A 25,605-nucleotide genomic window follows, 5' to 3' on the forward strand; every position below is an offset into this window, starting at 1 on the left:
GGTGAAATTCAATTAAATACTTATTTTTCAAATTTTGCTTTTTAGGTTTCGCGCGCAAAAAATTCTAGTTCGAGGTGATCGCGACGAAAGCTGAATGTGAGTTGAGAATGGCAATTAGAGAGCTCTTCCCGGCCTCCCGGTGATTAGCCGCTGTTTGGGCTCAGACGGTCGTCCACCCAGGTCAAGTTTCATCGAGACTGTCAGCCGCTTCGCGCGGTCGATCACCCGGCTGGCCGGGGTGCTCTTCGTCGGTTTCGGCTGCAAGCTCGCGCTCGACAGGTAAGGTGCACTTCACCCGCAATCGGGTTCACACGCGGCAAGCACCTTGGCCGTGTCATACATCTCGAAGAATTCGACGATCCTGCCGTTTTTGATCTTGAAGAGATCGATCTTCGGCGTTTCCACGGTTTTGCCGGTGGCCTTATTGCGCCACGCGGTTGAGCCGATGGCGACCACGCGATCGCCCTGGGCGACATATTCGTCGATCGTGTAGTGGATCATGTCGAACTGCTCGACGAGCGAGCGTAGATAATCTTCCACTTCAGACTTTGCATTCCGGTGTTGCGTGAATTCCAGAGGTTTCGTTCCTTCCGCCAACGAATCGAAGTTGACGTTGTCATCCAGAAGGTTCAGCCAGTAATCGATGCTGCCGCCTTTTGTTTCATGCCAGTGAGCGTATGCGGCTTTAAGGATGGAGATATTGCTTTCCTCGGAAGGCATTGCGACTGTTCCCGTTGAAAAATTCAGATTGAAAATCTTTCGATCATCATAACCGGAAAGCCGTTTTCCGGCGAATCTGCCGTTTCCCAGTGCGTTGCCGTTATCGCCGTTGCCGTATCGACGGCGAGGATGATAACTTTCGCTGTCGCGCCACGAGGTGTACCTTTTGGCGCTGAAACTGGCGGGCAAGACGAAGCCCGTTATTCGAAACTGAATTCCCCCTGCGCGGAACTCGGGCGGCCTGGAAAATCCGGGCCGCTATCAAAGCCTGCAGGTCCGATTGGAAAAGGACCATTCCATGCGCTTGTGGATCAAAGACCCTATTGCAATTCTGGCTGAAGGTGCCGAACGCGGCGTCGTCGTGGAGGACGGCGTCATCGTCGAGCTTGTCGCGCGCGGAAATGAGCCGGCACTGCCGGTCGACCAAACGTTCGACGCCTCCAACCACGTGATCACCCCGGGGCTGGTGAACACGCACCACCATTTCTTCCAGACGCTGACGCGTGCCCATCCTTCCGCGATCAACAAGGAACTTTTTCCCTGGCTCACATCGCTCTATCCGATCTGGGCGAGAAACGTGACGCCGGAAACCTTCAGGATGGCGACACGGCTCGCGCTGACCGAACTTTTGATGTCCGGCTGCACGGCTGCCGCCGACCATCACTATCTCTTCCCCGCCGGCCTTGACGAAGCCGTCGACATCCAGGTGGAGGAGGCGACGCGCATCGGCATCCGCATGACGGTGACGCGCGGGTCCATGAACCTGAGCGAAAAGGACGGTGGCCTGCCGCCGGATTCGGTTGTTCAGGACGAGGACACGATCCTGGCCGATTGCGAGCGCGTTTTGTCGCGCTATCACGATACCTCCGAGGGGTCTTTCATCCAGGTCGCGCTTGCGCCGTGTGCGCCCTTCACCGTGACCAAGCGGCTGATGCGCGACAGCGTGGCGCTGGCGGAGAAATACGATTGCCGCCTGCATACTCATCTTGGCGAGACGAAGGACGAGGACGACTACTGCGAGCATCACTTCAACTGCAGGCCGGTCGATTATCTTGAGGAATGCGGTTGGCTGAACGACCGGGTGTGGCTTGCCCATGGCATCCACTTTACCGACGAGGAGGTAAAGCGTCTCGGCCATGCCTGCGTGGGTGTTTGCCATTGTCCGACGTCGAACATGGTGCTCGCCTCCGGCCAGTGCCGGACGAAGGAACTGGAGGCAGCCGGTGTTACCGTGGGCCTCGGCGTCGACGGTTCCGCGTCGAACGACAATTCCAACCTGATGGAAGGCGTGCGCCACGCGCTGATGATCAATCGTCTTACCTATGATGCGGCGAGCGTCACCCATTTCGACGTTTTCCGCTGGGCGACGGAAGGCTCGGCCAAATGTCTGGGCCGCAACGATATCGGCGCGATCGCCGTCGGCAAGCAGGCTGACATGTCGTTCTACACTCTTGATGAATTGCGTTTTTCCGGCAGCGGAGATCCGCTTGCCGCGCTCGTCCTGTGCGGTGCTCATTCGGCGGATCGTGTGATGATCGCGGGTGCCTGGAAGGTCATGAATGGCCTCCCGGTTCACATCGACGTGGAGCGTTTGCGCTACGAGCACGGTGAAGCGGCCAAGCGCTTCCTGGAATCCTTGCAGTAACCCTCAGGCGGTGGCGTCGTCAGGCGATGACGCCATCGCCGAAGAGGCTGCCACCTCCGACCGTGCTGCCGAAGATCGCCGAAGCCGTTTGCTCATAGGCGGCCGCGGCCGCCTGCAACGCACCGGCAAGCGCGTCGGATGCCGATGACGAGCCCTGGCCGCTCGCTTTCGCGGTCCCGCCGTTTTCGTCACCTTCGCCCTGCTTTTGCTTTCGCAATTCGGCTTGTGCTTCCGTGCGAAGGCGCTGGGCCTGCTGGGCAACCTGCCGGTCCTGCGAGGATGGTTCGGCGGGGGCAAGGGCGGCACGGATGACGATCTCCGCCTTTCGGATCGTCTGTTCCGGTGTGCGTTCGGCCGAAGCATCGATCGGCACTTCGCCGGAGGTTGCGTATTTCTTGCCGTCCGGCCCGGTGGTGAACTCATATTGCGGCGAACCCGCATAGGGTCCGCCGACAGCGGCGTGCGCCTGTTCGTGCTGCCGTACTTCCGTGTCGCGTTGCTTGAGTTCGCGAACCTGGTTTTCCTCGTCCTCGCTCAGCTCCTCGCCGCCTGCGCTTGGCTTGTCGGATTTTGCCTCCGTCTCGCCGGGCTTGCGATCTTCTTTCGCGATTTCGCCCGGTTTGCGCCGCTCCTCGTCGGGTTGCCTACCGTGGTTGAGGTGCGTGGCGGATGTCTCGTCGCTCGCGCGCACCGCATCGGCGCGTTGTGTCGCGATATTCTGTGTTGCCTGATTGCCTTCGGGACGTGCCGGATCGCGCGCGGCGACCGCGCCATTGGCGGACGCGACGGCTGACGGTGCCGCCGCGCTGACGGGCCGTTGGAACGGGCTGGCAAAGGGTAGGCCTACTCCGAGTGACATGGGCTTCAGTCTTGCTCAACGTGGTGAGCGGAAACTTAATTGTGGTTGCATGCCGTCTTCATATCCGCGTGAACGTGCTTCTGCATCGATCGGGCATGACGCGCGGATGTCTTGGCGTTATGGTCCGCCGTTGAATTCCATGTCTTCGTCGAAGGCGACAGATCGCCGTCCGAAGCCAGCAAGAGGTTCGCCCATGTCCGCTTTGCCACGCCGTTTCTGGCATGAAATGACGACCTTCGATTTCGCGGAATCCGACACCTCCGATTGGATCGCGATCCTTCCTGTTGCGGCGATCGAGCAGCACGGCCCGCATCTTCCTGTCTTTACGGACACCTGCATCGCCGAAGGCCAGATCGCCCGCGTGCTGGAACTTTTGCCTGAAGACATCCCGGCGACGTTCCTGCCCGTTCAGGCGGTCGGCAAATCGAACGAGCACATCTCTTCGCCCGGCACGCTGACGCTTTCGTGGGATACGGTCACCAAGGCCTGGGAGGAGATCGGCGACAGCGTGGCGCGCGCCGGCATCCGCAAGTTCGTGCTCATCAACTCGCACGGCGGCAATGTGCCGATCATCGATATCGTCGCGCGCGAGCTTCGCGTGAAATACGACATGCTGGCGGTTGCGACCGCATGGAGCCGCTTCGGCCAGCCGGATGGCGTCTTCCCGGCGGAAGAATTCACCTACGGCATCCACGGCGGCGATATCGAAACGTCGATCATGCTGCACCTGCGCCCGGATCTCGTGAAGATGGACCGCGCGGAGGATTTCGCCTCCGCGCAGCAGGATTTCCTGAAGGAGTTCAAATATCTGCGCGGGCATGGAGCCCAGCAGTTCGGCTGGAAAGCGCAGGATTTGAACGCGAAGGGCGTCGTCGGCAATGCGCTTGCGGCAACGCCCGAGAAGGGCAAGGCTTCGCTAGACCATGCCGCACTCGGTTTCGTGGAACTGCTGAAGGACGTTCACGCCTTCGAACTGACAAGGCTTTGGAAAGAGTAAGAAGGTTCCTTACCCCTTCGCCTGGGAGCCCGACAGGAAATTGCCGATACGCTCCAGCGCGCGCTGGATGTTCTCCGTCGAGTTGGCATAGGAAAGGCGGATATAACCTTCGCCCAGGATGCCGAAATCCGGCCCGCCGATAACGGCGACGCCTGCTTCCTCCAGAAGAGCGGAGGCGAGCGCCTTCGCCTTCCAGCCGGTCGCCTTGATGTTCGGGAAAGCGTAGAAGGCCCCCTTCGGCGTGCGGCAGGAAATGTCGGGAATGGCATTTAGTCCGTCCACGACGACCTTCCGCCGCCTGTCGAATTCCTCGACCATGGCGCGCGCCTCGTCTTGCGGCCCGGTCAGGGCCGCGAGGCCGGCGAATTGCGCCGGAGCGTTGACGCAGGACCAGGCGTTGACGGCAAGCTTGCGCGCCTTGTCCATCAGTTCGTCCGGCCAGACGGAATAGCCCATGCGCCAGCCGGTCATGGCATAGGTCTTCGACCAGCCGTCGAGCAGGATCACCCGGTCGCGCACTTGCGGAAATTCCATCAGCGAGACATGGGCCTCGCCGTCGTAGGTCATCTGGCCGTAGATTTCGTCGGAAAGGATCGCGACTTGCGGGTGGTTGGCGAGGCCCTCCACGAGTTTTTCGATCTCGCCGCTCGGCGTAACGCCGCCGGTCGGGTTCGCCGGCGAATTCAGGATCAAAAGCCTTGTTTGCGGTGTGATCAGTGAAAGCGTTTCCTCCGCGGAAAACGCGAATTCGTTTTCCTCGCGGATCGGGACGGGAACCGGGTTGGCGCCGGTAAACTCGATCATCGACCGGTAGATCGGGAAGCCGGGGTCCGGATAGAGGATATCGACGCCGGGCTCGCCGAACATCAGGATGGCGGCGAACATCGTCACCTTGCCGCCCGGCACGATCAGTACGTTGTCGGGTGAAACCGCGGCCCCGGTTCGCTTTTCGACGTCGGCCGCCACCGCTTCGCGAAGCGGCAGGATGCCGGTCGCGGGCGTATAGCCGTGATGCCCGTCCTTCAAGGCCTTTATCGCCGCTTCAACGATATGATCCGGCGTCTTGAAGTCCGGCTGGCCGATGCCGAGGTTGATGATATCGCGGCCTTGCGAGGAAAGGGTGGTGGCGCGTGCCAGCACGGCGAAGGCGTTTTCCTCGCCGATGCGGTCGAATCCGGCGATCGTCCTGAGCATTGTTCCGTCCCGAAGTCGTTTTGTCGTTGCCTTGTTTCTAGTTCGAATTCTCGCAGTATGAAAGAAGGCGGGTATCACGCTTGGCGGGAAGAATAGGATAAACTGTGCCGGTTGAAAGTCTGGAGATTCGGATCGAATGCCATGCCTGTAGCCGCCGTTGAAACGCCTGTGGGATGCCTCGGGATCGTCGAGGAAGACGGTGCCATCGTCGAACTTGCCTGGGATGGTGCGGATGAAGGGGAACGCACGCCTCTGCTGGATGAGGCGGTGCGCCAGATGAACGCCTATTTCGCCGGCGAACTGACAGAGTTCGATTTGCCCCTGAAGCCGCGCGGCAACGAATTCCAGCAGGCGGTTTACCGGCAGATGCTGGCCATTCCCTACGGCGAGACGCGCACCTATGGCCAGCTCGCCAAGGAACTCGACACCTATGGACAGCCGATCGGCCAGGCCTGCGGCATGAATCCGATTCCCGTCATCATTCCCTGCCACCGCGTTCTTTCGGCCAACGGTATCGGCGGATATTCCGGCCAAGGTGGGGTAGAGATGAAGATCGCGCTCCTGCGTCAGGAAGGCGGCTATCCGTTTCTTATCTGACAATATCCGACAGTTTTGCGGCAAACCGCCTTGCGTCTGGAAACCGGCTCGCCCGAGCCCCATCTATCGGAGCGGTCGGATGACGAACGCCTTTGCGCTCGGCCATTAAATGGTTTAGTCCGCCGACAGTTTCATTCTTTCCCGGAGACACCCCATGACCGCGACGCCCGAGGCAGGTGCCGACACGAAGATCCCCGTGACCGTGCTGACCGGATATCTGGGTGCCGGAAAGACGACGCTGATGAACCGGATCCTGACGGAAAATCACGGCACGCGATACGCCGTGATCGTCAACGAGTTCGGCGAGATCGGGATAGACAACGATCTCCTTGTCGAGTCGGACGAGGAAATCTTCGAGATGAACAACGGCTGCATCTGCTGCACCGTTCGCGGCGATCTGATCCGCACCGTCGAGAACCTGATGAAGCGCAAAGGCTCCTTCGATGCGATTCTGGTGGAAACGACGGGCGTGGCGGATCCCGCCCCGGTCGCGCAGACGTTCTTCATGGACGATGACGTGCGCGAAAAGGCGCGGCTCGATGCGGTGGTGACGGTGGTGGACAGCCGGCATGTACTGAAGCGTCTGGAGGACACGGAAGAAGCGGAAGACCAGATCGCCTTTGCCGACGTCATCCTGCTCAACAAGACCGACCTCGTGACGGCTGAGGAGCTGAAGGCGGTGGAAGATCGCATTCACTCGATCAATCCTTATGCCGTCCTCCACCGCACCGAGCGTTGTGGTGTCGATCTCAAGGCCGTACTCAATCGCGGCGCCTTCGATCTTGAGCGTATCCTCTCGCTAGATCCTCAGTTCCTCGAAGACCACGACCACCATCACGAATGCGGGCCGGGCTGCGACCACGACCATCATCATCACGACCATGAGCACGGTCACGATCACCATCATGAAGATCCGCATTCGGTGAAAAGCATCTCGCTGACGGCGGGCGAGCTGAACCCGCAGGTGTTTTTCCGCTGGATCGGCGACGTGACACAGGTACAGGGCCCGAACATCCTCCGGCTCAAGGGCATCATGGCCTTCAAGGACGATCCCCAGCGCTATGTCGTTCAGGGCGTTCACATGATCGTGGAGGGCGATCACCAGCGCGACTGGAAGGATGGCGAGGAGCGGGTCAGCCGTATCGTCTTCATCGGTCGCGAGCTGGACGAAAATGCCCTTGTGACGGGCCTCAAGGCCTGCGAGGCCTGACGCATGCCGGTCATTGCGCCTGTCGATTGTGACACTTTCGTCGTAAAAGCCGCTTTTCTTGGAAATACTGCCGCATTCGCCTGTGGCAACGGCACCGTTCGCCTTGTCGGTGAGGGCGAAACCCTCGCCAAACCGCATGACGGCGGCCTGCTTGCCGCCGCTGTTTCGCCGGATGGCAGTCGCATCGTCACGGGCGGGGATGACGGGCGCGTGGTCGGCGTCTCGGCGGATGGTTCCTTGAGCGAAATCGCAAGCCGTCCGCGCAAATGGATCGATATGGTCACGGTCGCGGCACAGGGCGCGGTGGCATTCGCCTCCGGACGCACGGCCTGGGTCGTGCAGGAGGGCGGCAAGGAAAAGGAATTCACGCTGCCGCGCGCCGTTGGCGGCATCGCCTTCGCCCCGCGTGGGCTTCGCCTGGCGGTCGCGCGTTATGACGGGGTCTCGCTTTTCTGGGTGAATGTGGATTCGCCGGAGCAAGACCTTTCCTGGAAAGGAGCGCATACCGGCATTCTCTTCTCGCCGGATGGCAAGTACATCGTCACGACCATGCAGGAAAACGCGCTGCACGGCTGGCGCCTTGCCGACCAGCAGGACATGCGCATGACCGGCTATCCCACCAAGGTAAAGTCGATGGATTGGTCGGCGAAGGGGCGCTATCTCGCGACATCCGGCGCCAACGCCGCCGTGCTTTGGCCGTTTCACGGCAAGAGTGGCCCGATGGGCCAACAGCCGCTCCAGCTCGGCGTGCGCTCCGATACGATCGTTGCCGTTGTCGCCTGCCACCCGAAGGAAGATGTGATCGCCATCGGCTATCAGGATGGCATGGTGCTGGCAGTGCGTTTCGAGGATAACGCCGAGGTTCTGCTGCGCCGTCCCGGCGAAGCGCCGGTTTCGACGCTTGCGTGGGATGCCCGTGGCGAGCGGCTTGCCTTCGGCACCGAGGCGGGCGAGGCCGGGATCATCTCACTCGGCGAATGACGTTGGCGACTGGCTGATATTTGCGCTTTCGGTAATTCGGCTGAACGTTTAACAATCAGGCCTGTTACGCTTCAACCGTTCACCGTGCGGAGACGCCATGGACACGCTCGTTCGCATGCGTTCGTTTCTTCAGGTCGTCCAGTCCGGCGGGTTTTCGGCAGCCGCGCGCGATCTTGGCCGCTCGAAGGCGCTGATCTCCAAATATGTCGGCGAACTTGAGGACGAGCTTGGCGCGCGTCTTCTAAATCGCACGACGCGTCAGCTTTCGCTGACGGAAGCAGGCCAGGTCTTCTATCGCGAAGCGACCGATATCCTCCAGCGCATAGACGATCTGCACGATTCCATAACCGATACCCATCAGCACGCGCGCGGCCTTTTGCGTGTCAGCGCGCCGCGCTCGATGGGGGATGATCTCCTGAATCTCGCGATCATGGATTTCGTCGTCGCGGAGCCTGAAATCTCGCTGGATCTGAAGCTTGAGGACCGCTTCGTTGATCTCGTGGACGAGGGCTATGACGTCGCGATCCGTGTGACGGAACTGACAGATTCAAGCCTGATCGCCCGCAAGCTCTACCCCGTCAGGGGGGTTGTCTGCGCGACGCCTGCCGTCATCGAGAAATTCGGCCTCCCCAAGCGCCCCCAGGATCTGGCTCAGGTTCCCTGCATAATCGATACGAATTACCGCTTCCGCGCAAACTGGGGTTTCCAGGAAAACGGAAGCAGGGTCAGCGTTCCGGTGAAGGGGCGCGTGGAGGTTAACAGTGCGGCTTCGGCGCGTGAAGCGGCGATCCGCGATCTAGGCTTTTTGAGAACGCCGGAAAGCTTCGTCCACCGCGATCTGGCGGAAGGCCGCCTCGTCGAGGTGCTTCAGGATTTCCACCCGGACGATCAGGCGATCTATGCGGTCTATCCGCATCGCCGTCATCTTTCGGGAAAGGTCCGGGCGTTCGTGGATTTTCTGGCGAAATGGTTTCAGGATGCGCGAAAGCGCGGAGACCTGTGCTGATCTCCGCGCTTCGTATTTCCTGACACACCGCCAACCTCAGCCGCGTGAATGCTCCAGCCGCTCCTCGGCGATCTGGTCGGCAACGGTCTGCGTCGGTAAATCAAGTGCTGCCGCACGCTCGAAGATATGCGTCAGCGTCTGGCCGATCGCGATCACCTTGTCGCGCACCTTCGCTTCCTCCGTTCCAGGTCTGGCGATGGCGATCGAAATTACGCCGCCGGCGTTGATCGCATAATCGGGGGCGTAGAGGATGCCGCGTTTCTTCAGCTCAAGCCCGTGCCGCTCGTCGGCAAGCTGGTTGTTGGCCGCACCTGCGATAACCGGGGCGCCAAGTTCCGGAATGGTTCCGTCGTTCAGCCCCGCGCCAAGCGCGCAAGGGGCGAAAACGTCCGCTTCCACGGCATGGATCTTCTTCGTATCGACACTGCGCGCGCCGAATTCGGAAACGGCACGCTCTACGGAAGGCTTATGGATATCGGCGACCACAAGCTTCGCGCCCGCATTGTGGAGGTGTTCGGCGAGATACATGCCGACATGGCCTAGCCCCTGGATCGCGACAATGCGTCCCGTCAAGTCTTCCGAGCCGAATTGATGGGCGACCGCCGCCTTCAGGCCGACGAAAACGCCAAGCGCGGTATAGGGCGAGGGATCTCCCAGGCCTGTTGCCTTCGTGCCCCGCGCATGCCGCGTTTCGCCCGCGACGATTTCCATGTCGTCCGAGGAAATGCCGACGTCCTCCGCCGTGATATAGGTGCCGCCAAGCCTGTCGACCTGCCGCCCGAAAGCCGCCAGCATGCCAGCTGTCTTGTCGGTGCGCGGATCGGCGATGATAACCGCCTTGCCGCCGCCCAGATCAAGGCCGGCAAGCGAGTTCTTGTAGGTCATCCCGCGGGAAAGGCGCAGCGCATCGGTCAGTGCCTGGGCGTCGTTCTTGTAGGCCCACATGCGGCAGCCGCCGAGCGCCGGGCCAAGGCGCGTATCATGGATGGCGATAATCGTGCGAAGCCCGGTCGCTGCGTCGAAACCGAAAACCACTTGCTCGTGGTTCTTGAATTCCGGATGGTCGAATACCGACGGCTCGGATACGGTCAGTCTTTCCCGGGCGACGGGAGCATTCATGATGTCCTCCAACGGAACGAATTACGTTCCTGCTCCAAAAAATCTCCACTGAGGAATTTATGTACCCGATTGAGCGGATTATCCGTTCTTTGTTTTCGTCAATTTCATTGAAGCAAGTGAAATCCTTCTCGTTGGAGCGGGCGACGAGGGAGAATGTTCCAGACTGTTTGTTGCACCGCGCAGGCCGGTCTATTTTGCCGCAATCGAGATTGTCGTCACGCTCTTGCCGCGAATGAAGGTAATCTCCAGATAAGCGCGATGCGCGCATGCCGAACCGACTTTGCCGGAGACCTGAAGCTGATGAAGACTGCTATGGCGCTTGCACTGAGTGCTGCGATCGGCATTGCCGCGAGCGGAGCGGCCAATGCTCATCCGCATGTTTTCGTGGAAGCGCGATCCGAAGTCATATTCGACGAAGCGGGCCGTGTGACGGGCGTACGCCATTCCTGGCGGTTCGACGAGGCGTTCACCGCTTTCGCGATTCAGGGGTTGGACCAGGACGGCGACAACGAACTGACGACAGAAGAATTGCAGCCGCTTGCCAAGATCAATGTGGAATCCCTGAAAGAGTACGACTATTTCACTTATCTCTTTCACGGTAACGACGAGCTTGGCTTTACGGAGCCTGTTGAATACTGGCTCGATTTCTACGGCGGCCGGCTCACGCTTTTCTTTACCCTGCCGCTCGAAAGCCCCGCGATTTCCGATGGAGCCTCCTTCACGCTCGAAGTGTACGATCCAACCTATTTCGTAGCCTATGAGATGACGCCCGATACGCCTTTTGCCATGGTCGATGCCCCGGCGGGTTGCTCGCTCGATTTCACGCCGCCTCCTGAACTGGATACGAGCACGGCTGCCGCCCTTGCACAGATCCCGTCGAGCCAGCGCGATATCCCGGACGAGTTTCAATCCGTCACCGAAACCCTCTCCAATACGGCGACCGTGACATGCAAATGAGCATGTCGAAATCTTGCTCTCGGTCAGGCCGCATCGCGGCGACCGTTCTTGCATTGTTGGTGGCTGCGATTGTTGTGGTTCCTGCCGTTGCCGCGCCGTCGCCCTTCGGCGTCGGCCTGCCCGAGCCGAATGCGGCTCCCTCCGGGCCGTTCGCTTCCTTCTTCGCCTGGGTCGCGGCAGAGCAAAGCGCGTTTTATCGCTCCCTTCAGGACGCGATAAAGCAGCTCAAGGAACAGGGAAGCGCAGGTTGGTGGCTCGTCGGGCTTTCCTTTGCCTATGGCGTTTTTCATGCGGCCGGACCGGGTCACGGCAAGGCGATTATCTCTTCCTATGTGCTGGCGAACGAGGAAACCGTCAGGCGCGGCATCGTCTTGTCCTTCGCGTCCGCCCTGGCGCAGGCGGTAACGGCCGTCGTGCTCATCGGTGTCGCGGCGATCCTGCTAAACATGACGTCGATCGCGATTACCGAGACGACGCGCTGGTTCGAGCTGGGTTCCTATCTCGCGGTGATGCTCATCGGCGCATGGCTGTTGTGGCTCAAGGCGTTCCGTCCGCTGGTCGCCGGTGCAAGGCCACACTCGCTCGGTGCGGGTGCCGCGCTCTCGGAGGGCCACTCGCATTATCATGAGCACGATGACGTCGGACCTCATCACCACCATCATCATTCAGCGGAAGAAGTCTGCCCCTCCTGCGGACATTCGCACGCGCCGGATCCGGGCCAGCTCCAAGGTAAAATGTCGCTCGGCAAGGCCTGGTCGGTCATTGTCGCGGTCGGCCTCAGGCCCTGCACCGGCGCGCTCGTCGTTCTCGTTTTCGCGCTGGCCCAGGGCTTGGTCTGGGCGGGTATTCTTTCAACCTTCGCCATGGCGCTCGGCACCGGCATAACGGTTGCCGTGCTTGCCAGCATGGCCGTAGGGGCAAAAGGCATTGCCCTGAAATTTTTCGGCGAAGGCACGGCATTCCAGCGTGTTCACCGGGCGATAGAGATAATGGGTGCCGCGCTTGTCTTCCTTCTTGGCGCGACGCTGTTCATCGCAGCCGCCGGCTGGGGATAGGTCTGGAGGATTGCGGGCTCAGGCGGGGGCGACCGGCGTCCCGTCGCGCCCGAGTTCGATGGGCTCTCCGTGCGGCGTTGCCTTCGCCGCTCGGTCCCATGCGTCCTTTCGCGCAAGCAGTCTTTCGCGCGCGGTGACCTGCTTGTCTGTGACGATCTTTTCCAGCGCCGCAAGCCAGTGCAGATAGTAGGTTTGCCCAAGGTCGGGATCGCCGTTGGCTTGCGCTGCGCGGATCTCCGCTCCCAGCGTGCGGACCCACTCGCCCCATTCGAATACGCCGGCTTCGTTCAGTTTGACCGCCATAGCGAAGGCGCGGGCTTCCCATGGCTCGCGAAAGACGGGTGAATCGTCACGGACCGGTATGTCCGGCAGCGCCGAAAGGTCGACGTCAGCGTGGTTCAAGGTATGGCTCCCAAAGGTCGGCGCGTATTGTAAGAGAAGGGTCGCTGTCCGCGCCCCAGATATCGGTTCCCTTGAAGGCAACGGAATAAAGCCATTTCGGCGCTTCGCCCTGGCCTGCGGCATTACTGTCGGGGAAGACGTGGCAGCCTTGAACCGCCTCGATCGTGCCGGGCCGCCCGCGCACGTAGCGCGGAATGCGCGTATGGCCCGTCGGGTTCATGTTTATTGCCGTGACCCGGTCGCCAGCCGCGAATTTCGCGGGTGCTTCCGGTTCGCGATTAACGGGGCCGCCACGCTTCAGGGCCGCTGCGACATCCTCGCCCTTGAGCACACGTTTGACGGGCCGGCTTTCATGCAGGCTGCGTCCCGCTTCGATCTCGTCCGGCTGAACGAGACCGTGGTCCGCAAGGATCTGTTCAAGCGCGGCAAGCCAGATCTCGAAGTAGCTCAAGTTGAGATATTGCCGAGGCGGCAGGCTCTCGCGCTTGCGGCGCGATTCGTCGAGGCTCCATTCTCCGGTAGCCCCCATGGCGAGCGTTATGGCGAAGGCCCGGCGCTCCCATTCCTCGTGGAAGCGCGGCTCGTTTTCTTCCGCCACCACGGGGCCGAAGCCCATCATCCCGCCAAGGTCGTGCGCGCCGTTCATTCCGCCACCTCCTGAAGCTCGCCCGGCGAAAGGGCAAGGCCGGTGCCTATCATGCTGTCGCGGGTGATGAGGCGCGCAAGGTCTTCCTCGCTCCAGCCATCCGTTCCTTCAGGGCGCCTTGGAATGACGAGATAGCGTACCTCGGCGGTGGAATCCCAAACGCAGATTTCCGTTTCTTCGGGCAATTCGACCCCGAAATCGTGGAGAACGCCGCGCGGGTCGCGCACAGCCTTGGAGCGATAGGGCGCGGATTTGTACCAGACGGGCGGCAGCCCGAGGACCGTCCACGGATAACAGGAGCACAATGTGCATACGACGATATTGTGCTTTTCCGGAGTGTTTCTGAGCGCCACCATGTGTTCGCCCTGCCGGCCGATATAACCGAGTGACGAAATTGCCGCTGTCGCATCCTCAAACAGCCAGTTGGCAAAGTCTTCATCGCTCCACGCTTTCGCTACGACATGCGCTCCGTTGCGGGGGCCGACCCTGGTTTCATAGGTCTCGATCAATTCATCGAGAGCCGCAGGGTCCACATATCCCTTTTCGACGAGAATGGACTCAAGCGCGCGAACCCGGAGCTCCGTATCTGTGAGTTCCGAGGTCTCGTGATTGTGGCCGATTGCATGGTCGTACGAATGGCTCATGACCGGTTTCCTGCCCTTTGCGATGCTTCGGCGCGGATCGCCTTCGGTTTCTTGTCGCCGGGATGCTACCTCCCGGACAAGAGGACATAAAGGGCTTTGGGCGTGGTTGGCTCGACGCTGAAGCGCCCGGTTCGCCGACTTCGTGGGCTTGCAAATTCGTCATACAATAAAAACCCTTATATGCCGTTGCGTAATAAGTTGCGTTACGCAAGGTTGGATGCGGAAAACTGGTCTAAATTTAATACCACTGGCCCTCGTTGCGATTGCGAACTGGCGAAAGCTCGTATATCACCCGATAAGCGCTCGCTTCGGATTCCGGCCCCGGCATTAGCCTAAAGACTAAGGGGTGAAATTCCGGTGCGTCGCCTAGACACACGAAGCCTGAGGTGCAACTGTCTGCGCCGTCGGGCACTCACGACCGTGTTGGGAGGTAAAATACATGGATCGTCGTTCATTCCTGAAAAAGGCCGGTGTCGGAGCCGGCGCGACTGCCGCTGCCGCCACGCTGGCCGCTCCGGCTATCGCGCAGTCCAGTACGGACATGGTGATCGTCTCCACCTGGCCGCGCGATTTCCCGGGCCTCGGCATCAGCGCTCAGCGCCTTGCGGCCCGTATCGGGGAGCTCACGGAAGGCCGTATCGCGGTTCAGTACTTCGCTGCCGGCGAGCGCGTCGGCGCCTTCGATTCCTTTGACGAAGTGGCTTCCGGCAACGCGCAGGGCTACATCGGCGCCGATTACTACTGGAAGGGCAAGCACCCGGCCTGGGCATACTTCACGGCCGTTCCCTTCGGCCTGACCTATGCCGAGTTCGACGCCTGGATCAAATATGGCGGCGGCCAGGAGCTTTGGGACGAAGTTGCCGACCAGTTCGGTCTCAAGAACTTCAATGCCGGCAACACCGGCGTGCAGATGGGCGGCTGGTTCAACAAGGAAATCGAGACCGCTGACGACCTCAAGGGTCTGAAGATGCGTATTCCGGGCCTCGGCGGCGACGTGATGGCAAAGCTCGGCGCCTCTCCGGTTTCCCTGCCGGGCGGCCAGATCTACGAGAACCTGATCTCCGGCGCCGTCGACGCGACAGAGTGGGTCGGACCGTACAACGACTACTTCATGAAGTTCTACGAAGCCGCGAAGTACTACTACTATCCGGGCTTCCACGAGCCGGGCTCCGCGCTTGCGCTTGGCATGAACAAGTCCTGGTTCACCTCGCTGTCGAAGACCGACCAGATGATCATCGAAGCGGCGTGTAACGAGGAAAACGCCCGTCAGATGGCCGAGACCAACGCCGAGAACGGCCGCTATCTCGACAAGCTCATCAACGAGCATGGCGTCGAGCTGCGCAAGTTCTCCGACGAGGTCTACGACGCTTTCGGCGAAGCTTCGGAAGAGGTTTTCGCGGAAACCCGCGAGCACAGCGATCTGACCAACCGCGTGCACGAGAGCTTCGCGAAATCGCGCTCCGAGATCGGCCGCTGGATGCTGCTCGCCGATACCGGCTACACGCAGCAGCGTAACCGCGTGCTCGGCATCACGGTTTAAGCGCGCGATCGAAACGGTGTGGGACGGGGCATCAGCTCCGTCCCCGCCTTGTCCGTGCCCGCGGATGGCGCCCGGTGCAGCCCGCTACGCCCGCCCTTCCGCCGGCTTTCCCGGATGTGCCGGATTATTGCGGCCTTAAAGCCGCGCGTTTTCCCAACTCGGAATGATACGCGATGCTCGTTCGCTTGTTCAGTTGGATGATGCTGGCGGTACTCGCCGCATTCCTCTTCAACAACTATCTGAATTTCTGGCAGGGCTTTCCAGGTGCCGGAGCCGCCTTCGGCGCACAGGCCCACGGCGGCGCCTCGCCGTCTCTGGCCTGGCTGCAGGTTGGCCTTTATGCGTTGGGTATCGTGCTTGCCGTGTTTTACGTCATGCGCAGCAAGGACGCCCCCTTGCGCCCCGACAGCAAGCGTATCACCGACATCAATACCTTCATCATCCGGGCGGCCTTCTGGGCCGTCCTGATTGTCGGCCTTGCCGACATGACGATTTCCTTCCTGCGCGTGGAAGGACTTCTGGATCAGCTCGTCGGGCATCAGCTAGCGTCCGATCTCGGGCGCTCGCAATATCGCGGCGCTTATGTGCACATGCCGCTGATCGCGCTTTCGGTGGCCATCGCGGCGTTTACGCGCACGCTGGGGTTTCCCTGGCTTGCGCTTCTGGTGGTGGTCGCGGAGCTCCTCATCGTCGTCGGACGTTTCATCTTCTCCTACGAGCAGGCCTTCATGGCCGACCTTGTGCGCTTTTGGTACGCGGCGCTCTTCCTCTTCGCCAGCGCCTATACGCTGGTGGAAGAGGGGCACGTGCGCGTCGACGTGTTCTACTCCGGCTTTTCGTCGAAGCTTAAGGGCTATGTGAACGCGATCGGCTCGATCCTGCTCGGCATGACCTTCTGCTGGACCATCCTCATCATCGGCATGGCGGGCCGGAACAACATCATCAACAGCCCGCTCTTGTCCTACGAGGTGACGCAGTCCGGCTTCGGCCTTTTCGTCAAGTACCTGATGGCGGGCTTCCTCGCCGTCTTCGCCGCAACCATGCTCATCCAGTTCGTGAGTTATCTGCTCGACGCCGTCGCCGACATCCGCGAGGAGCCGGGCGGGCGCGAACACGAAGCCCCGCACGTAAGCTAGTCCGACGAGATCGCCCAGATGGAACTTTTTTTCCTCATACTTCTCATCGCCATCATGGCCTTCGCGCTGGGCTCCGGTTTCCCGGTGGCCTTCGCGCTTCCCGGCTCGGCCATCATCACGATCGCGATCGCGGCAGCTTCCGGCTACCTCTTCGGCGGAAGTCCCGATGCCTACTTCGCGCAAGGCGGGCCGGTTCAATGGCTGAGCGCGGGCGTCACCAACTTCCGGGGCGTCTATTGGGAGGCGGAGCGAGATACGCTGATCGCCATCCCGCTCTTCGTCTTCATGGGCATCATGCTGCAGCGCTCGAAGATCGCCGAGGACCTGCTGGTCACCATGGCGCAGCTCTTCGGGCCCATTCCCGGCGGTCTCGGCATTTCGGTCGTCTTCGTCGGCGCCCTGCTTGCCGCCACCACGGGCATCGTCGGCGCGACGGTCGTTGCGATGGGCCTCATTTCGCTGCCGGCCATGTTGCGCAACAACTACTCGGTGCCGCTCGCAACCGGCACGATCGCGGCGTCCGGCACGCTTGGCCAGATCATCCCGCCGTCGATCGTCCTCATCATCTTGGCCGACCAGCTTGCAAGCGCCGTCGACCAGGCAGGAACGATCCGCCAGACGCTCTTCAAGAATTCGACCGGCGAACTCACCATGCCGTCGGATTTCGCGGTGACGTCGACCAGCGCCGGTGAAATGTTCCTTGGCGCCTTCCTGCCGGGCCTGGTGCTCGTCGGGCTTTATATGCTCTTCATTCTGGGCTTTGCTCTCGTTAAGCCGAGCGCCGCTCCGGCGGTCCATCGAGAAGGAAAGTTCGACCGCGCGTTCTTGGGCAAGGTGGTGCTCACGCTGGTGCCGCCGCTCGCGCTGATCATCCTTGTGCTCGGCTCCATCATCGCCGGCATCGCTACGGTCAACCAGGCCGGCGCCATCGGGGCTGTCGGTGCCATGGTCATGGCGGGATACCGGCTGCGTGAAGGCAAGCGCGGGGCATATTCGCCGGCGATCATCGCCATCCTGGCACTTCTCGCCATTGGCGTCGTTTCCAGCTACTTCGATCTCAACATCCGCCGCATTCACTCGAGCCAGGATGTGCTCGGCATCGTGCTGGCGGTGATCGCCGTATCCTTGCTCCTTATCGCGATTTTCTGGAGCGGGTGGCGGACGCTGAAATTCGAGAACACGCTGCGCGGCGTGATGATCGAAACCGCGAAGACCTCTTCGCTCGTCTTCATCATTCTGATCGGCGCGGCGATGCTTACGTCGGCGTTCCGCGCGTTCGGCGGCGAGGAACTGGTGAAGGACTTCCTCCAGGGCCTGCCCGGCGGTTTCTGGTCCCAGTTCATCATCGTGATGCTGGTGATCTTCATCCTCGGCTTCTTTCTCGACTTCATCGAGATTGCCGTGGTCGTGGTGCCGATCGTCGCGCCCATCCTGCTGGCCGACCCGGAGGCCAATATCACCGCCGTCTGGCTCGGCGTCATGATCGGCCTGAACATCCAGACGTCCTTCCTGACGCCGCCTTTCGGTTTCGCGCTGTTTTACCTGCGCGGAGTGGCGCCCGCCATCGTCAAGACGCTGGACATCTATAAGGGCGTGATCGCCTTTATCATCCTCCAGCTCGTCGCTCTCGGCATAGTCGGCTATACGCCGCAGCTGGTGAACTACCTGCCGAACCGCGCGTCGCTGCTTTCGGAAACGGCGCCTCCGCCGCAAAATCCGGTGCTGCAGTATTGCATCGAGGAATATGTTGCCGAGAAATTCGCCGATGACGGCGACACCATTCTGGCGGCGATTTCGAAGATGAAGGCAGCCGACCTCGGTTATCTGCCCGAGGGCCTTCGTGATGATTTCGCGGAAGGGCTGGAGAAGGCCGAACAGGCGATCCCGCTCATGAACGATATTACCGCCGCGGAGCAGGCGGTGGAGCAGGCGTCGGGTCCTTATCGTCCGCTCCATCGACAGGTTCGCGGGTTGGAGCGTGATGCACGCCGTATCGACGCTGAGATCGAGGAGCTGCGCGTTATCGTGCAGCGCTCTGGACCTAACGGCATTTATTCCGAAGCGCGGGGTGAACGGGCGGCGAAGCGTATCGAGGACCTGACGGTCGAGCGAGACGCCCTGCTTGCGCAAATCCCGGCCGACTGGGAGGAGCGCCACAAGGCGTTCGCGGAAATTCAGCGCGCGGAAAACACCGCCCGCCTGAAGTACCGCCGCAACGCCGACGATGCCTATGAGCCGCTCGCGGAAACGAAGAAGGTGATTGCCGACCTTGCTGCCCTCCAGGACCTGGAAGATGAACTGCGCGGCCTGACGAACGACCTGGAATCGATGGATGCGCCAGTCTTCGTCGAACGTTCGGCGGAAGTCCGCTCGTTGTTCAACCCGGTCGAGGGTGCATCGGACATCCGGTCGGCGATCAACGACGCGCGCAAGGCCATGCGTCAGGACGAGCCGGACAAGGCCGCAGCCATGGCGGGAATCGCCGAAGCCGTCGCGTTGTTCGAGCGGGAAGTCGAGTGGCGTTCGCGCGCCCAAGCCGAACTTCTCCCGGCGATCGAGGCGTATGATGCTGCAGTGGCCGATACCATCGGCCTGCGCAGCCAGCCGCGCCTGCCGCGCGATGTGGCGCTCTCCGTTGCGGCCTGCAATTCGTCGCACCGCGACATATCGCTCAATTTCTGATTGTTGGAGCGACAGCCGTCCCGGACTCATCCGGGACGGCTTCAATTCGGATCATGGTTTATTGCATAGGCGGGATTTTGCAGACGCCGGAACCTGTTAGCTCCCATCCAATGCGCATTGAGATCGCTCGACAGCCCCTGCGCGACATGAAAACCTGGTAACCTCAATGGCTAGTACCGTTTATGCCGCCGGGCTCGGTACTGGTTTCGTGCGATCTGCATTGGCGGGTCATCCGTCAGTTAATTTTCGCGGCGACGGACGCTTAGCCTCTTAATCTCGTTGATGAATCCGGTCGCATTTTGTGCAAGGTAGTGGACTGGGCGAGTAGTCTCGAGCGGTTTTTCGCAGTTCTCCCGCAGGGTCGATTGCCTGTGGAGCAGTCGTAAAAATATTTTGCCTTGCCTTTTTCTTGACACTGGAATCGATCATAGCGGATAAAACCGACGGTTGATTTCGCAGAGATTTTGGAGTGGCGAGCGCAATGCAGGAATTGGCACGACAGATCGACCGGTTGAACATAGCAATCGGACGGTCCGTATCCTGGGTGCTGTTCGGCCTTGTTCTTACCCAGTTCGCCGTCGTGGTATTGCGTTACGTTTTCGGCGTGGGCTTCCTCTGGGCCCAGGAAGGCGTGATCTACCTTCACGCGTTCCTTTTCCTTCTCGCGGCCGGATATGTGCTCGCAATCGACGCGCACGTACGTGTCGATCTCTTTTACCGTAACGCTCCCGCCCGGAAAAAGGCGCTCGTCAACGGTCTCGGTGCGCTCTTCTTCGTCATCCCGGCCTGTGTCCTGATATTCGAGCAGTCGTGGCCTTATGTCGCCCGTTCATGGCAGGTTCTGGAGGGATCCGCGGAAGCGTCCGGCATTCCGGCGGTGTTCCTCCTGAAAACGGGTATCCTGCTGTTCGCGATTTTGACCGGGCTCCAGGGGCTTGCGCTCATGATCCGCGCGGGGTCGTCGTTTTTCGCTCTTCCGCGCGCCGGCTCCTGATCCGCATTCCGCACGGACCGGTATTCCGGGCGCTGACGCTACCCGATGCTGCAAACCCTCGACCTCCTGATGATCGTTGCCGCCTGCATGTGCCTTTTGGCGGGTTTTCCGGTGGCTTTCACGCTTGCCGGTGTCGCTCTCATCTTTGCCGGGCTTGGCTGGTTCGCGGGGGCGTCGCTCTCGCTTGGCGCAATTCCCTCACGCATCTACGGCATCATGACGAATCAGGTGCTCATCGCGGTGCCGCTTTTCGTCTTCATGGGTGTGATGCTGGAACGCTCGCGCGTAGCAGAAGGTCTGCTCGATGCGATGGGCCGGCTGGTCGGCAGGCTGCCGGGTGGCTTGGGCCTTTCGGTCACTCTTGTCGGCACGCTCCTTGCCGCATCCACCGGTATCGTGGGTGCGACCGTCGCGACAATGGGGCTACTGGCGCTTCCCGCAATGTTGAAACAAGGCTACAGCGCCAGGCTTGCCGCAGGTTCCGTAGCGGCGTCGGGAACACTCGGGCAGATCATTCCGCCATCGATCGTTCTGGTCGTCCTGGGCGACCAGATTTCGGCCGCCTACCGCGCAGCTCAGCTGAAGGCTGGAAACTTCGCTCCGGAAACGGTGACGGTTGGCGACCTTTTCGCCGGCGCCCTCATTCCGGGCCTGCTGCTTGCCACTCTCTACGGGTTTTATCAGGTGGCGGCGGCATGGCTGCATCCGGAAAAGGCGCCGCCGATGCGCAAGCGCCCCCTTTCTTCCCGCGATGTCAGGCAAGCACTCGCTGCGCTCCTGCCGCCGGCCGTCTTGATCATCGCCGTTCTGGGCTCGATCCTTGCCGGTCTTGCAACACCGACGGAGGCGGCCTCTGTCGGCGCGCTCGGCGCCGTCGTGCTCGCAAGCAGGCGGACGGACGGTGGAAACTGGCCCGCCGCTCTCGCGCTCGTATCCGGTGCTGGCGTCGTGCTTCTCACTTTGGTCGTCGATCTTGAGCCCGCACGCGTGGCCGGAACCTTGTCCGGCGTGGTCGCGATTTTCGCGGCGATCGTGCTCGTAGGTGTTTTCGCGGTTTCCATTTTCGCAGCCGTTCGGCAGGTTCATCGTGGCGGCATCTTGCCCGAAGCGCTGCGCAAGGCGACGGAAATCACTGCGATGATTTTCACAATCGTAATTGGCGCCTCGATATTTTCGCTGATCTTCCGTGACCTTGGCGGCGAAGAACTGATCGCATCCGCCCTTTCCGGCGTGCCCGGAGGTGCCGGCGGCGCGGTGCTTGCCGTCATGCTGGTGATGTTCGCGCTCGGCTTTTTACTCGATTTTCTGGAAATCGTTTTCGTCGTTGTGCCGATCGTTACGCCCGCACTTCTCGGCATCCCGCTCGCCGACGGCACGACGCTCAGCCCTGTCTGGCTCGCGGTCATGATGGCGGTCAACCTGCAGACGTCGTTTCTGACCCCGCCTTTCGGTTTCGCGCTGTTTTACCTTCGGGGTGTGGCGCCGGAAAACGTGAAAACCGCAGATATCTACCTGGGCGTCGTCCCTTTCGTCGCGCTGCAGTTGGTCATGCTGCTCATTCTCTGGTTTTATCCGAAATTGGCCACCTGGCTTCCCGGCGTCATCTACGGCTAGGCCCGTGCGGACAGGTCAGGTTATCCACTGCGGCGCAATATCGAATATGATTGACCATGGGGTAACGGGTCAGTCAGGCTGACCCAAATAAACCGGGTCATCGTTATCCGACCGCCGGAACGAAATATTGGGGAACAGGCCACCATGGCGCGAAACGTGGTCACGCTCGACGACAAATACGATCTTACGAAAGAGCGGATTTTCGTGTCCGGAACGCAGGCGCTGATCCGCCTGACCTTGATGCAGAAGGCACTCGATACCGCGGCCGGCATCAGGACGGCGGGTTACGTGACCGGTTATCGCGGATCTCCCGTCGGCGCGCTTGACCAGCAGTTCCAGCGTGCGGCCAGGGTTCTGGCGCCTGAAGACATCCTGTTCCAGCCGGCGATCAACGAGGATCTGGCGGCAACCGCGCTTTGGGGTACGCAGCAGGTCGCCATGCGCGGCGAGGGGCGCGTCGATGGCGTTTTCGGCATCTGGTACGGCAAGGGGCCGGGCGTCGACCGGTCGGGCGATGCCTTCCGCCACGCCAATCTCGCCGGAACTTCGCCGCATGGCGGGGTGCTGGCGCTGATGGGTGACGATCACACCTGCGAAAGTTCGACCACCGCTCATCAGTCGGAATTCGCGCTGGTAGACGCGATGATGCCGATCCTGAACCCGGCCGGTGTGCAGGAGATTTTGGATTTCGGCCTGCTTGGCTGGGCGTTATCCCGCTATGCAGGCGTCTGGGCAGGCTTGAAGCTTGTGAAGGACAATATCGAATCCACGGCCTCGATAGACGGCCGGATTGACCGTGTCACACCGGTCCTGCCGGATTTTGCGTTTCCGCCGGGCGGCCCGCATATCCGCCCGAACGACCATCCGCTGACGCAGGAAGCCCGCCTTCACGAGGTCAAGCTTCCCGCCGCAAGAGCGTTCATCGCGGCGAACGCATTCGACAGGTTGGTCCTTCGCGGCGGGCGAAAGCCGCGCATCGGCATCGTTTCGACCGGCAAGAGCTATCTGGACGTGCTGGAGGCGCTGGACACGCTCGGGATCGATGAGGTTCGCGCCGCCGATTTCGGGCTTGCGCTCTACAAGGTCGGTTGCCCCTGGCCTTTGTCGGCGGAAGGTATCCGCTCCTTCGCCGATGGTCTTGAACTCGTTATCGTCGTGGAAGAAAAGCGCCCGCTGATCGAAGCGCAAATCAAGGAAATTCTCTACCGGACGGCCAACGCGCCGCAGATTGTCGGCAAGACCGACGAGAGAGGTGAAACCCTGTTCAAGATCGCGGGCGCGCTCGATGCCGGAGAGATCGCGGTGGCGCTCGGCAGCCGTATCCTTGAGCGCTTCCCGGACGAACGGCTCAAGGCGCGTGTCGAGCATCTGGGCCGGCTGCGGGAGCGCCTGAAGCTGACGGAAGACGTGGCGACACGCACGCCCTATTTCTGCGCCGGTTGCCCGCACAATTCCTCGACCGTCATACCCGAGGGCACGCGCGCCTATGCCGGGATCGGCTGCCACTACATGGTGCAGTGGATGGACCGCAATACCGAAGGCTACACCCAGATGGGCGGTGAGGGCGCCAACTGGGTGGGCGAAGCGCCGTTTTCAAAGCGCGGCCATGTTTTCCAGAACATAGGCGACGGCACCTACAATCATTCCGGCATCATGGCGATCCGCGCGGCCAAGGCGTCCGGCGTCAGTATCACCTACAAGATCCTCTACAACGACGCAGTGGCAATGACCGGCGGTCAGCGTCACGACGGCGGGCTGTCGGTGCCCGAGATCGCGCGGCAGGTAGCGGCCGAAGGGGCCGCGCGCATCGCCATCGTTACCGATGAACCCGGCAAGTACCCCGCTTCGACCGAATGGCCGGCGATGACCGCGATCCACCATCGTGACGATCTTATAGAGATCGAAAAGGAACTGAGCCGCATTCCGGGGCTCACGGTCCTGATCTACGACCAGACCTGTGCGGCAGAAAAGCGCCGCCGGCGCAAGCGCGGCCAGTTTCCCGATCCGGACGAACGCGTCGTCATCAACGAGCTTGTGTGCGAGGGCTGCGGCGATTGCGGCGTGCAGTCGAACTGCGTGGCGATCCAGCCGGTGGAGACCGAATTTGGCCGAAAGCGCCAGATCGACCAGTCCGCCTGCAACAAGGATTTCTCCTGCCTCAAGGGCTTCTGCCCGTCCTTCGTTTCCGTGAAGGGCGGAAAGCTGAAAGGGCGCACGGCCAATCCGGCGAAGGCGCCCAGGGTTGGCGAACCGGAATTGCGCCCGCTTGAGGAAACCTACTCGATCCTGATCACCGGCGTTGGCGGCACGGGTGTCGTGACGATCGGTGCCGTGCTCGGCATGGCCGCGCATCTCGACGGACTCGGCTGCGGCATCATCGACATGGCGGGCCTTGCGCAAAAGGGCGGCGCGGTGACGAGCCACATCAAGCTCGCGCCGCGTCCGGAAGACATTTCGACGATCCGTGTCGGCGCCGGCAGCGCCGATCTCGTGCTCGGCTGCGATATCGTCGTGGCCGGATCGGCCAAGGTGCTGGGGGCGATGGACCCGGAGCGCAGCATGGCTGTCGTCAACACGCATGAGACGCTGCCGGGCGATTTCGCTCTCAATCCCGATTTTTCGCTTCCGGGCCGCAGGCTGGCCAAGGCCGTTGCCGGGGCGGCGGGCGGAAAGAACGCCCATTTCTTCGATGCGACGCGTTTCGCCACTGCTGTTTTCGGCGATGCGATCGCGGCTAACATGTTCATGCTGGGCTACGCCTGGCAGCTTGGCGGCGTGCCGCTGGAACGCGCCTCCATAGAAGAGGCGATCCGGCTGAACGGAGTGTCGGTGGAAATGAACCTTGCCGCTTTCGCCTGGGGGCGGGCGGCGGCGGATGATCCGCAAAAGGTTGCCGCGATTGGCGGCGAGGAGAATTCCGAAAAGGCGGGTTTGAATTCCGAAGGGGTCGAGGAAATAGCAATTCGACGCCGGAAATACCTCGCCGCCTATCAGGACGAGGCCTACGCCGAACGCTACCGTAAACGTGTCGATGAAATCCGCGAGAAGGAACGCGCGGCGGGGATAACTAACAGCGAGTTGTCGCAGACGGTTGCCCGACAGCTTTTCCGGATGATGGCGATCAAGGACGAGTATGAGGTCGCGCGGCTCTTCACCGACGGCAGCTTCGAAAAACAGCTCCACGGGACCTTCCAGAGCTATGAGCGGGTCGAGTTCCACATGGCGCCGCCGCTTCTCGCCCGGATCGATTCGCGTACTGGGCGGCCCAAGAAGATGCGCTTCGGGCCCTGGATGTTATCCCCGCTGAAGCTGCTTGCCCGCATGAAGGGCTTGCGCGGTACGATCTTCGATCCGTTCCGCTTCAGCGCCGACCGCAAGATCGAACGGCGGCATCTGGCCGACTACGAGGCGACGCTGGACGAGATCGCGGCGATGCTGAGCGCTGAAAATCACGCTTCCGCCGTCCGGCTCGCGGCGTGGCCGGAAGGCATTCGCGGTTTCGGGCCGGTGCGGGCGGAGAATGCCAGGAAGGCGGAAGCCGTGAAGGCCGAGCGGCTTTCGGCTTATCGTGAAGGCAGCCGCGCCGATCTCGCGGCGGAATGACGAG

At 61.3% G+C, this 25,605-nt stretch carries 21 protein-coding genes; 14 read left to right on the forward strand and 7 right to left on the reverse strand.

Translation table 11 applies throughout. The features are described 5' to 3' along the window. Positions 1 to 291 precede the first annotated feature (291 nt). Positions 292 to 720 carry a nuclear transport factor 2 family protein gene (locus tag GR183_RS10170; protein ID WP_160775464.1) on the reverse strand — a complete coding sequence of 143 codons (429 nt, stop codon included), beginning with the start codon at positions 718 to 720 and terminating at the stop codon, positions 292 to 294. A 298-nt stretch (positions 721 to 1,018) separates the two neighbouring features. On the opposite strand from GR183_RS10170, the gene GR183_RS10175 reads away from it, so the two are divergent. Next, entirely contained in the window at positions 1,019 to 2,365 is a 1,347-nt protein-coding gene (locus GR183_RS10175; protein ID WP_160775465.1) for an 8-oxoguanine deaminase, read from the forward strand. A 19-nt stretch (positions 2,366 to 2,384) separates the two neighbouring features. On the opposite strand, the gene GR183_RS10180 is transcribed toward GR183_RS10175, so the two are convergent. Next, a complete protein-coding gene (locus GR183_RS10180; protein WP_160775466.1) occupies positions 2,385 to 3,224 on the reverse strand; it encodes a putative metalloprotease CJM1_0395 family protein in 840 nt (279 codons plus the stop codon). Positions 3,225 to 3,417: 193 nt separating this feature from the next. Between GR183_RS10180 and GR183_RS10185 the strand changes: the two genes are divergently transcribed. Next, entirely contained in the window at positions 3,418 to 4,221 is an 804-nt protein-coding gene (locus tag GR183_RS10185) for a creatininase family protein (RefSeq protein ID WP_160775467.1), read from the forward strand. 9 nt (positions 4,222 to 4,230) lie between these two features. On the opposite strand, the gene GR183_RS10190 is transcribed toward GR183_RS10185, so the two are convergent. Further along, positions 4,231 to 5,415 (reverse strand): pyridoxal phosphate-dependent aminotransferase, encoded by a 1,185-nt coding sequence (locus GR183_RS10190; RefSeq protein ID WP_160775468.1) that lies wholly within the window; start codon positions 5,413 to 5,415, stop codon positions 4,231 to 4,233. Between the two features lie 141 nt (positions 5,416 to 5,556). Between GR183_RS10190 and GR183_RS10195 the strand changes: the two genes are divergently transcribed. The 4 genes from GR183_RS10195 to GR183_RS10210 all read left to right on the forward strand — a co-directional run bounded on the left by GR183_RS10195 (position 5,557) and on the right by GR183_RS10210 (position 9,209). Next, a complete protein-coding gene (locus GR183_RS10195) occupies positions 5,557 to 6,012 on the forward strand; it encodes a methylated-DNA--[protein]-cysteine S-methyltransferase (protein WP_160775469.1) in 456 nt (151 codons plus the stop codon). A 154-nt stretch (positions 6,013 to 6,166) separates the two neighbouring features. Continuing rightward, complete coding sequence (locus GR183_RS10200; RefSeq protein WP_160775470.1) at positions 6,167 to 7,222, forward strand: CobW family GTP-binding protein; 1,056 nt, start codon at positions 6,167 to 6,169, stop codon at positions 7,220 to 7,222. Between the two features lie 3 nt (positions 7,223 to 7,225). Beyond that, a complete protein-coding gene (locus tag GR183_RS10205; protein WP_160775471.1) occupies positions 7,226 to 8,203 on the forward strand; it encodes a WD40 repeat domain-containing protein in 978 nt (325 codons plus the stop codon). Between the two features lie 97 nt (positions 8,204 to 8,300). Beyond that, a complete protein-coding gene (locus GR183_RS10210) occupies positions 8,301 to 9,209 on the forward strand; it encodes a LysR family transcriptional regulator (protein WP_160775472.1) in 909 nt (302 codons plus the stop codon). A gap of 36 nt (positions 9,210 to 9,245) precedes the next feature. Here GR183_RS10210 and GR183_RS10215 read toward each other — a convergent pair whose 3' ends face one another. Further along, positions 9,246 to 10,328, reverse strand: a complete 1,083-nt coding sequence (locus GR183_RS10215) for a Leu/Phe/Val dehydrogenase (RefSeq protein WP_160775473.1) — start codon at positions 10,326 to 10,328, stop codon at positions 9,246 to 9,248. 300 nt (positions 10,329 to 10,628) lie between these two features. Between GR183_RS10215 and GR183_RS10220 the strand changes: the two genes are divergently transcribed. Continuing rightward, complete coding sequence (locus GR183_RS10220; protein WP_160775474.1) at positions 10,629 to 11,285, forward strand: DUF1007 family protein; 657 nt, start codon at positions 10,629 to 10,631, stop codon at positions 11,283 to 11,285. Positions 11,286 to 11,287: 2 nt separating this feature from the next. Continuing rightward, positions 11,288 to 12,340: a nickel/cobalt transporter gene (locus GR183_RS10225; RefSeq protein WP_244313664.1), complete on the forward strand. Its 1,053-nt coding sequence runs from the start codon at positions 11,288 to 11,290 to the stop codon at positions 12,338 to 12,340. 18 nt (positions 12,341 to 12,358) lie between these two features. On the opposite strand, the gene GR183_RS10230 is transcribed toward GR183_RS10225, so the two are convergent. From GR183_RS10230 to nthA, 3 genes are read right to left on the reverse strand one after another with little or no spacing between them, the layout of a single operon-like run. Further along, the gene (locus GR183_RS10230) at positions 12,359 to 12,742 is read right to left on the reverse strand and encodes a nitrile hydratase accessory protein (RefSeq protein ID WP_208999809.1); all 384 of its coding nucleotides are present in this window, start codon (positions 12,740 to 12,742) and stop codon (positions 12,359 to 12,361) included. Beyond that, positions 12,729 to 13,388 (reverse strand): nitrile hydratase subunit beta, encoded by a 660-nt coding sequence (gene nthB, locus GR183_RS21790; RefSeq protein WP_160775477.1) that lies wholly within the window; start codon positions 13,386 to 13,388, stop codon positions 12,729 to 12,731. Before nthB ends, GR183_RS10230 begins: the two co-directional genes overlap by 14 nt. After that, the gene (nthA, locus tag GR183_RS10240; protein ID WP_160775478.1) at positions 13,385 to 14,032 is read right to left on the reverse strand and encodes a nitrile hydratase subunit alpha; all 648 of its coding nucleotides are present in this window, start codon (positions 14,030 to 14,032) and stop codon (positions 13,385 to 13,387) included. The genes nthB and nthA overlap by 4 nt, the downstream gene beginning before the upstream one ends. Positions 14,033 to 14,471: 439 nt before the next feature. Between nthA and GR183_RS10245 the strand changes: the two genes are divergently transcribed. The 6 genes from GR183_RS10245 to GR183_RS10270 all read left to right on the forward strand — a co-directional run bounded on the left by GR183_RS10245 (position 14,472) and on the right by GR183_RS10270 (position 25,601). Next, positions 14,472 to 15,572 carry a TRAP transporter substrate-binding protein gene (locus tag GR183_RS10245; protein ID WP_160775479.1) on the forward strand — a complete coding sequence of 367 codons (1,101 nt, stop codon included), beginning with the start codon at positions 14,472 to 14,474 and terminating at the stop codon, positions 15,570 to 15,572. Positions 15,573 to 15,745: 173 nt separating this feature from the next. After that, positions 15,746 to 16,708, forward strand: a complete 963-nt coding sequence (locus GR183_RS10250) for a TRAP transporter small permease subunit (protein WP_160775480.1) — start codon at positions 15,746 to 15,748, stop codon at positions 16,706 to 16,708. 18 nt (positions 16,709 to 16,726) lie between these two features. Beyond that, a complete protein-coding gene (locus GR183_RS10255; protein ID WP_160775481.1) occupies positions 16,727 to 19,390 on the forward strand; it encodes a TRAP transporter large permease in 2,664 nt (887 codons plus the stop codon). A gap of 481 nt (positions 19,391 to 19,871) precedes the next feature. After that, a complete protein-coding gene (locus tag GR183_RS10260) occupies positions 19,872 to 20,384 on the forward strand; it encodes a TRAP transporter small permease subunit (RefSeq protein ID WP_160775482.1) in 513 nt (170 codons plus the stop codon). A 45-nt stretch (positions 20,385 to 20,429) separates the two neighbouring features. Then, on the forward strand, positions 20,430 to 21,998 hold the full coding sequence (locus tag GR183_RS10265; RefSeq protein ID WP_160775483.1) for a TRAP transporter large permease: 1,569 nt from the start codon (positions 20,430 to 20,432) through the stop codon (positions 21,996 to 21,998). A gap of 144 nt (positions 21,999 to 22,142) precedes the next feature. Then, positions 22,143 to 25,601, forward strand: a complete 3,459-nt coding sequence (locus GR183_RS10270) for an indolepyruvate ferredoxin oxidoreductase family protein (protein ID WP_160775484.1) — start codon at positions 22,143 to 22,145, stop codon at positions 25,599 to 25,601. The last annotated feature ends 4 nt before the right edge of the window (positions 25,602 to 25,605 follow it).

The sequence above is a fragment of the Stappia sediminis genome, assembly GCF_009826895.1.
Classification (GTDB): Bacteria; Pseudomonadota; Alphaproteobacteria; order Rhizobiales; family Stappiaceae; genus Hongsoonwoonella; species Hongsoonwoonella sediminis.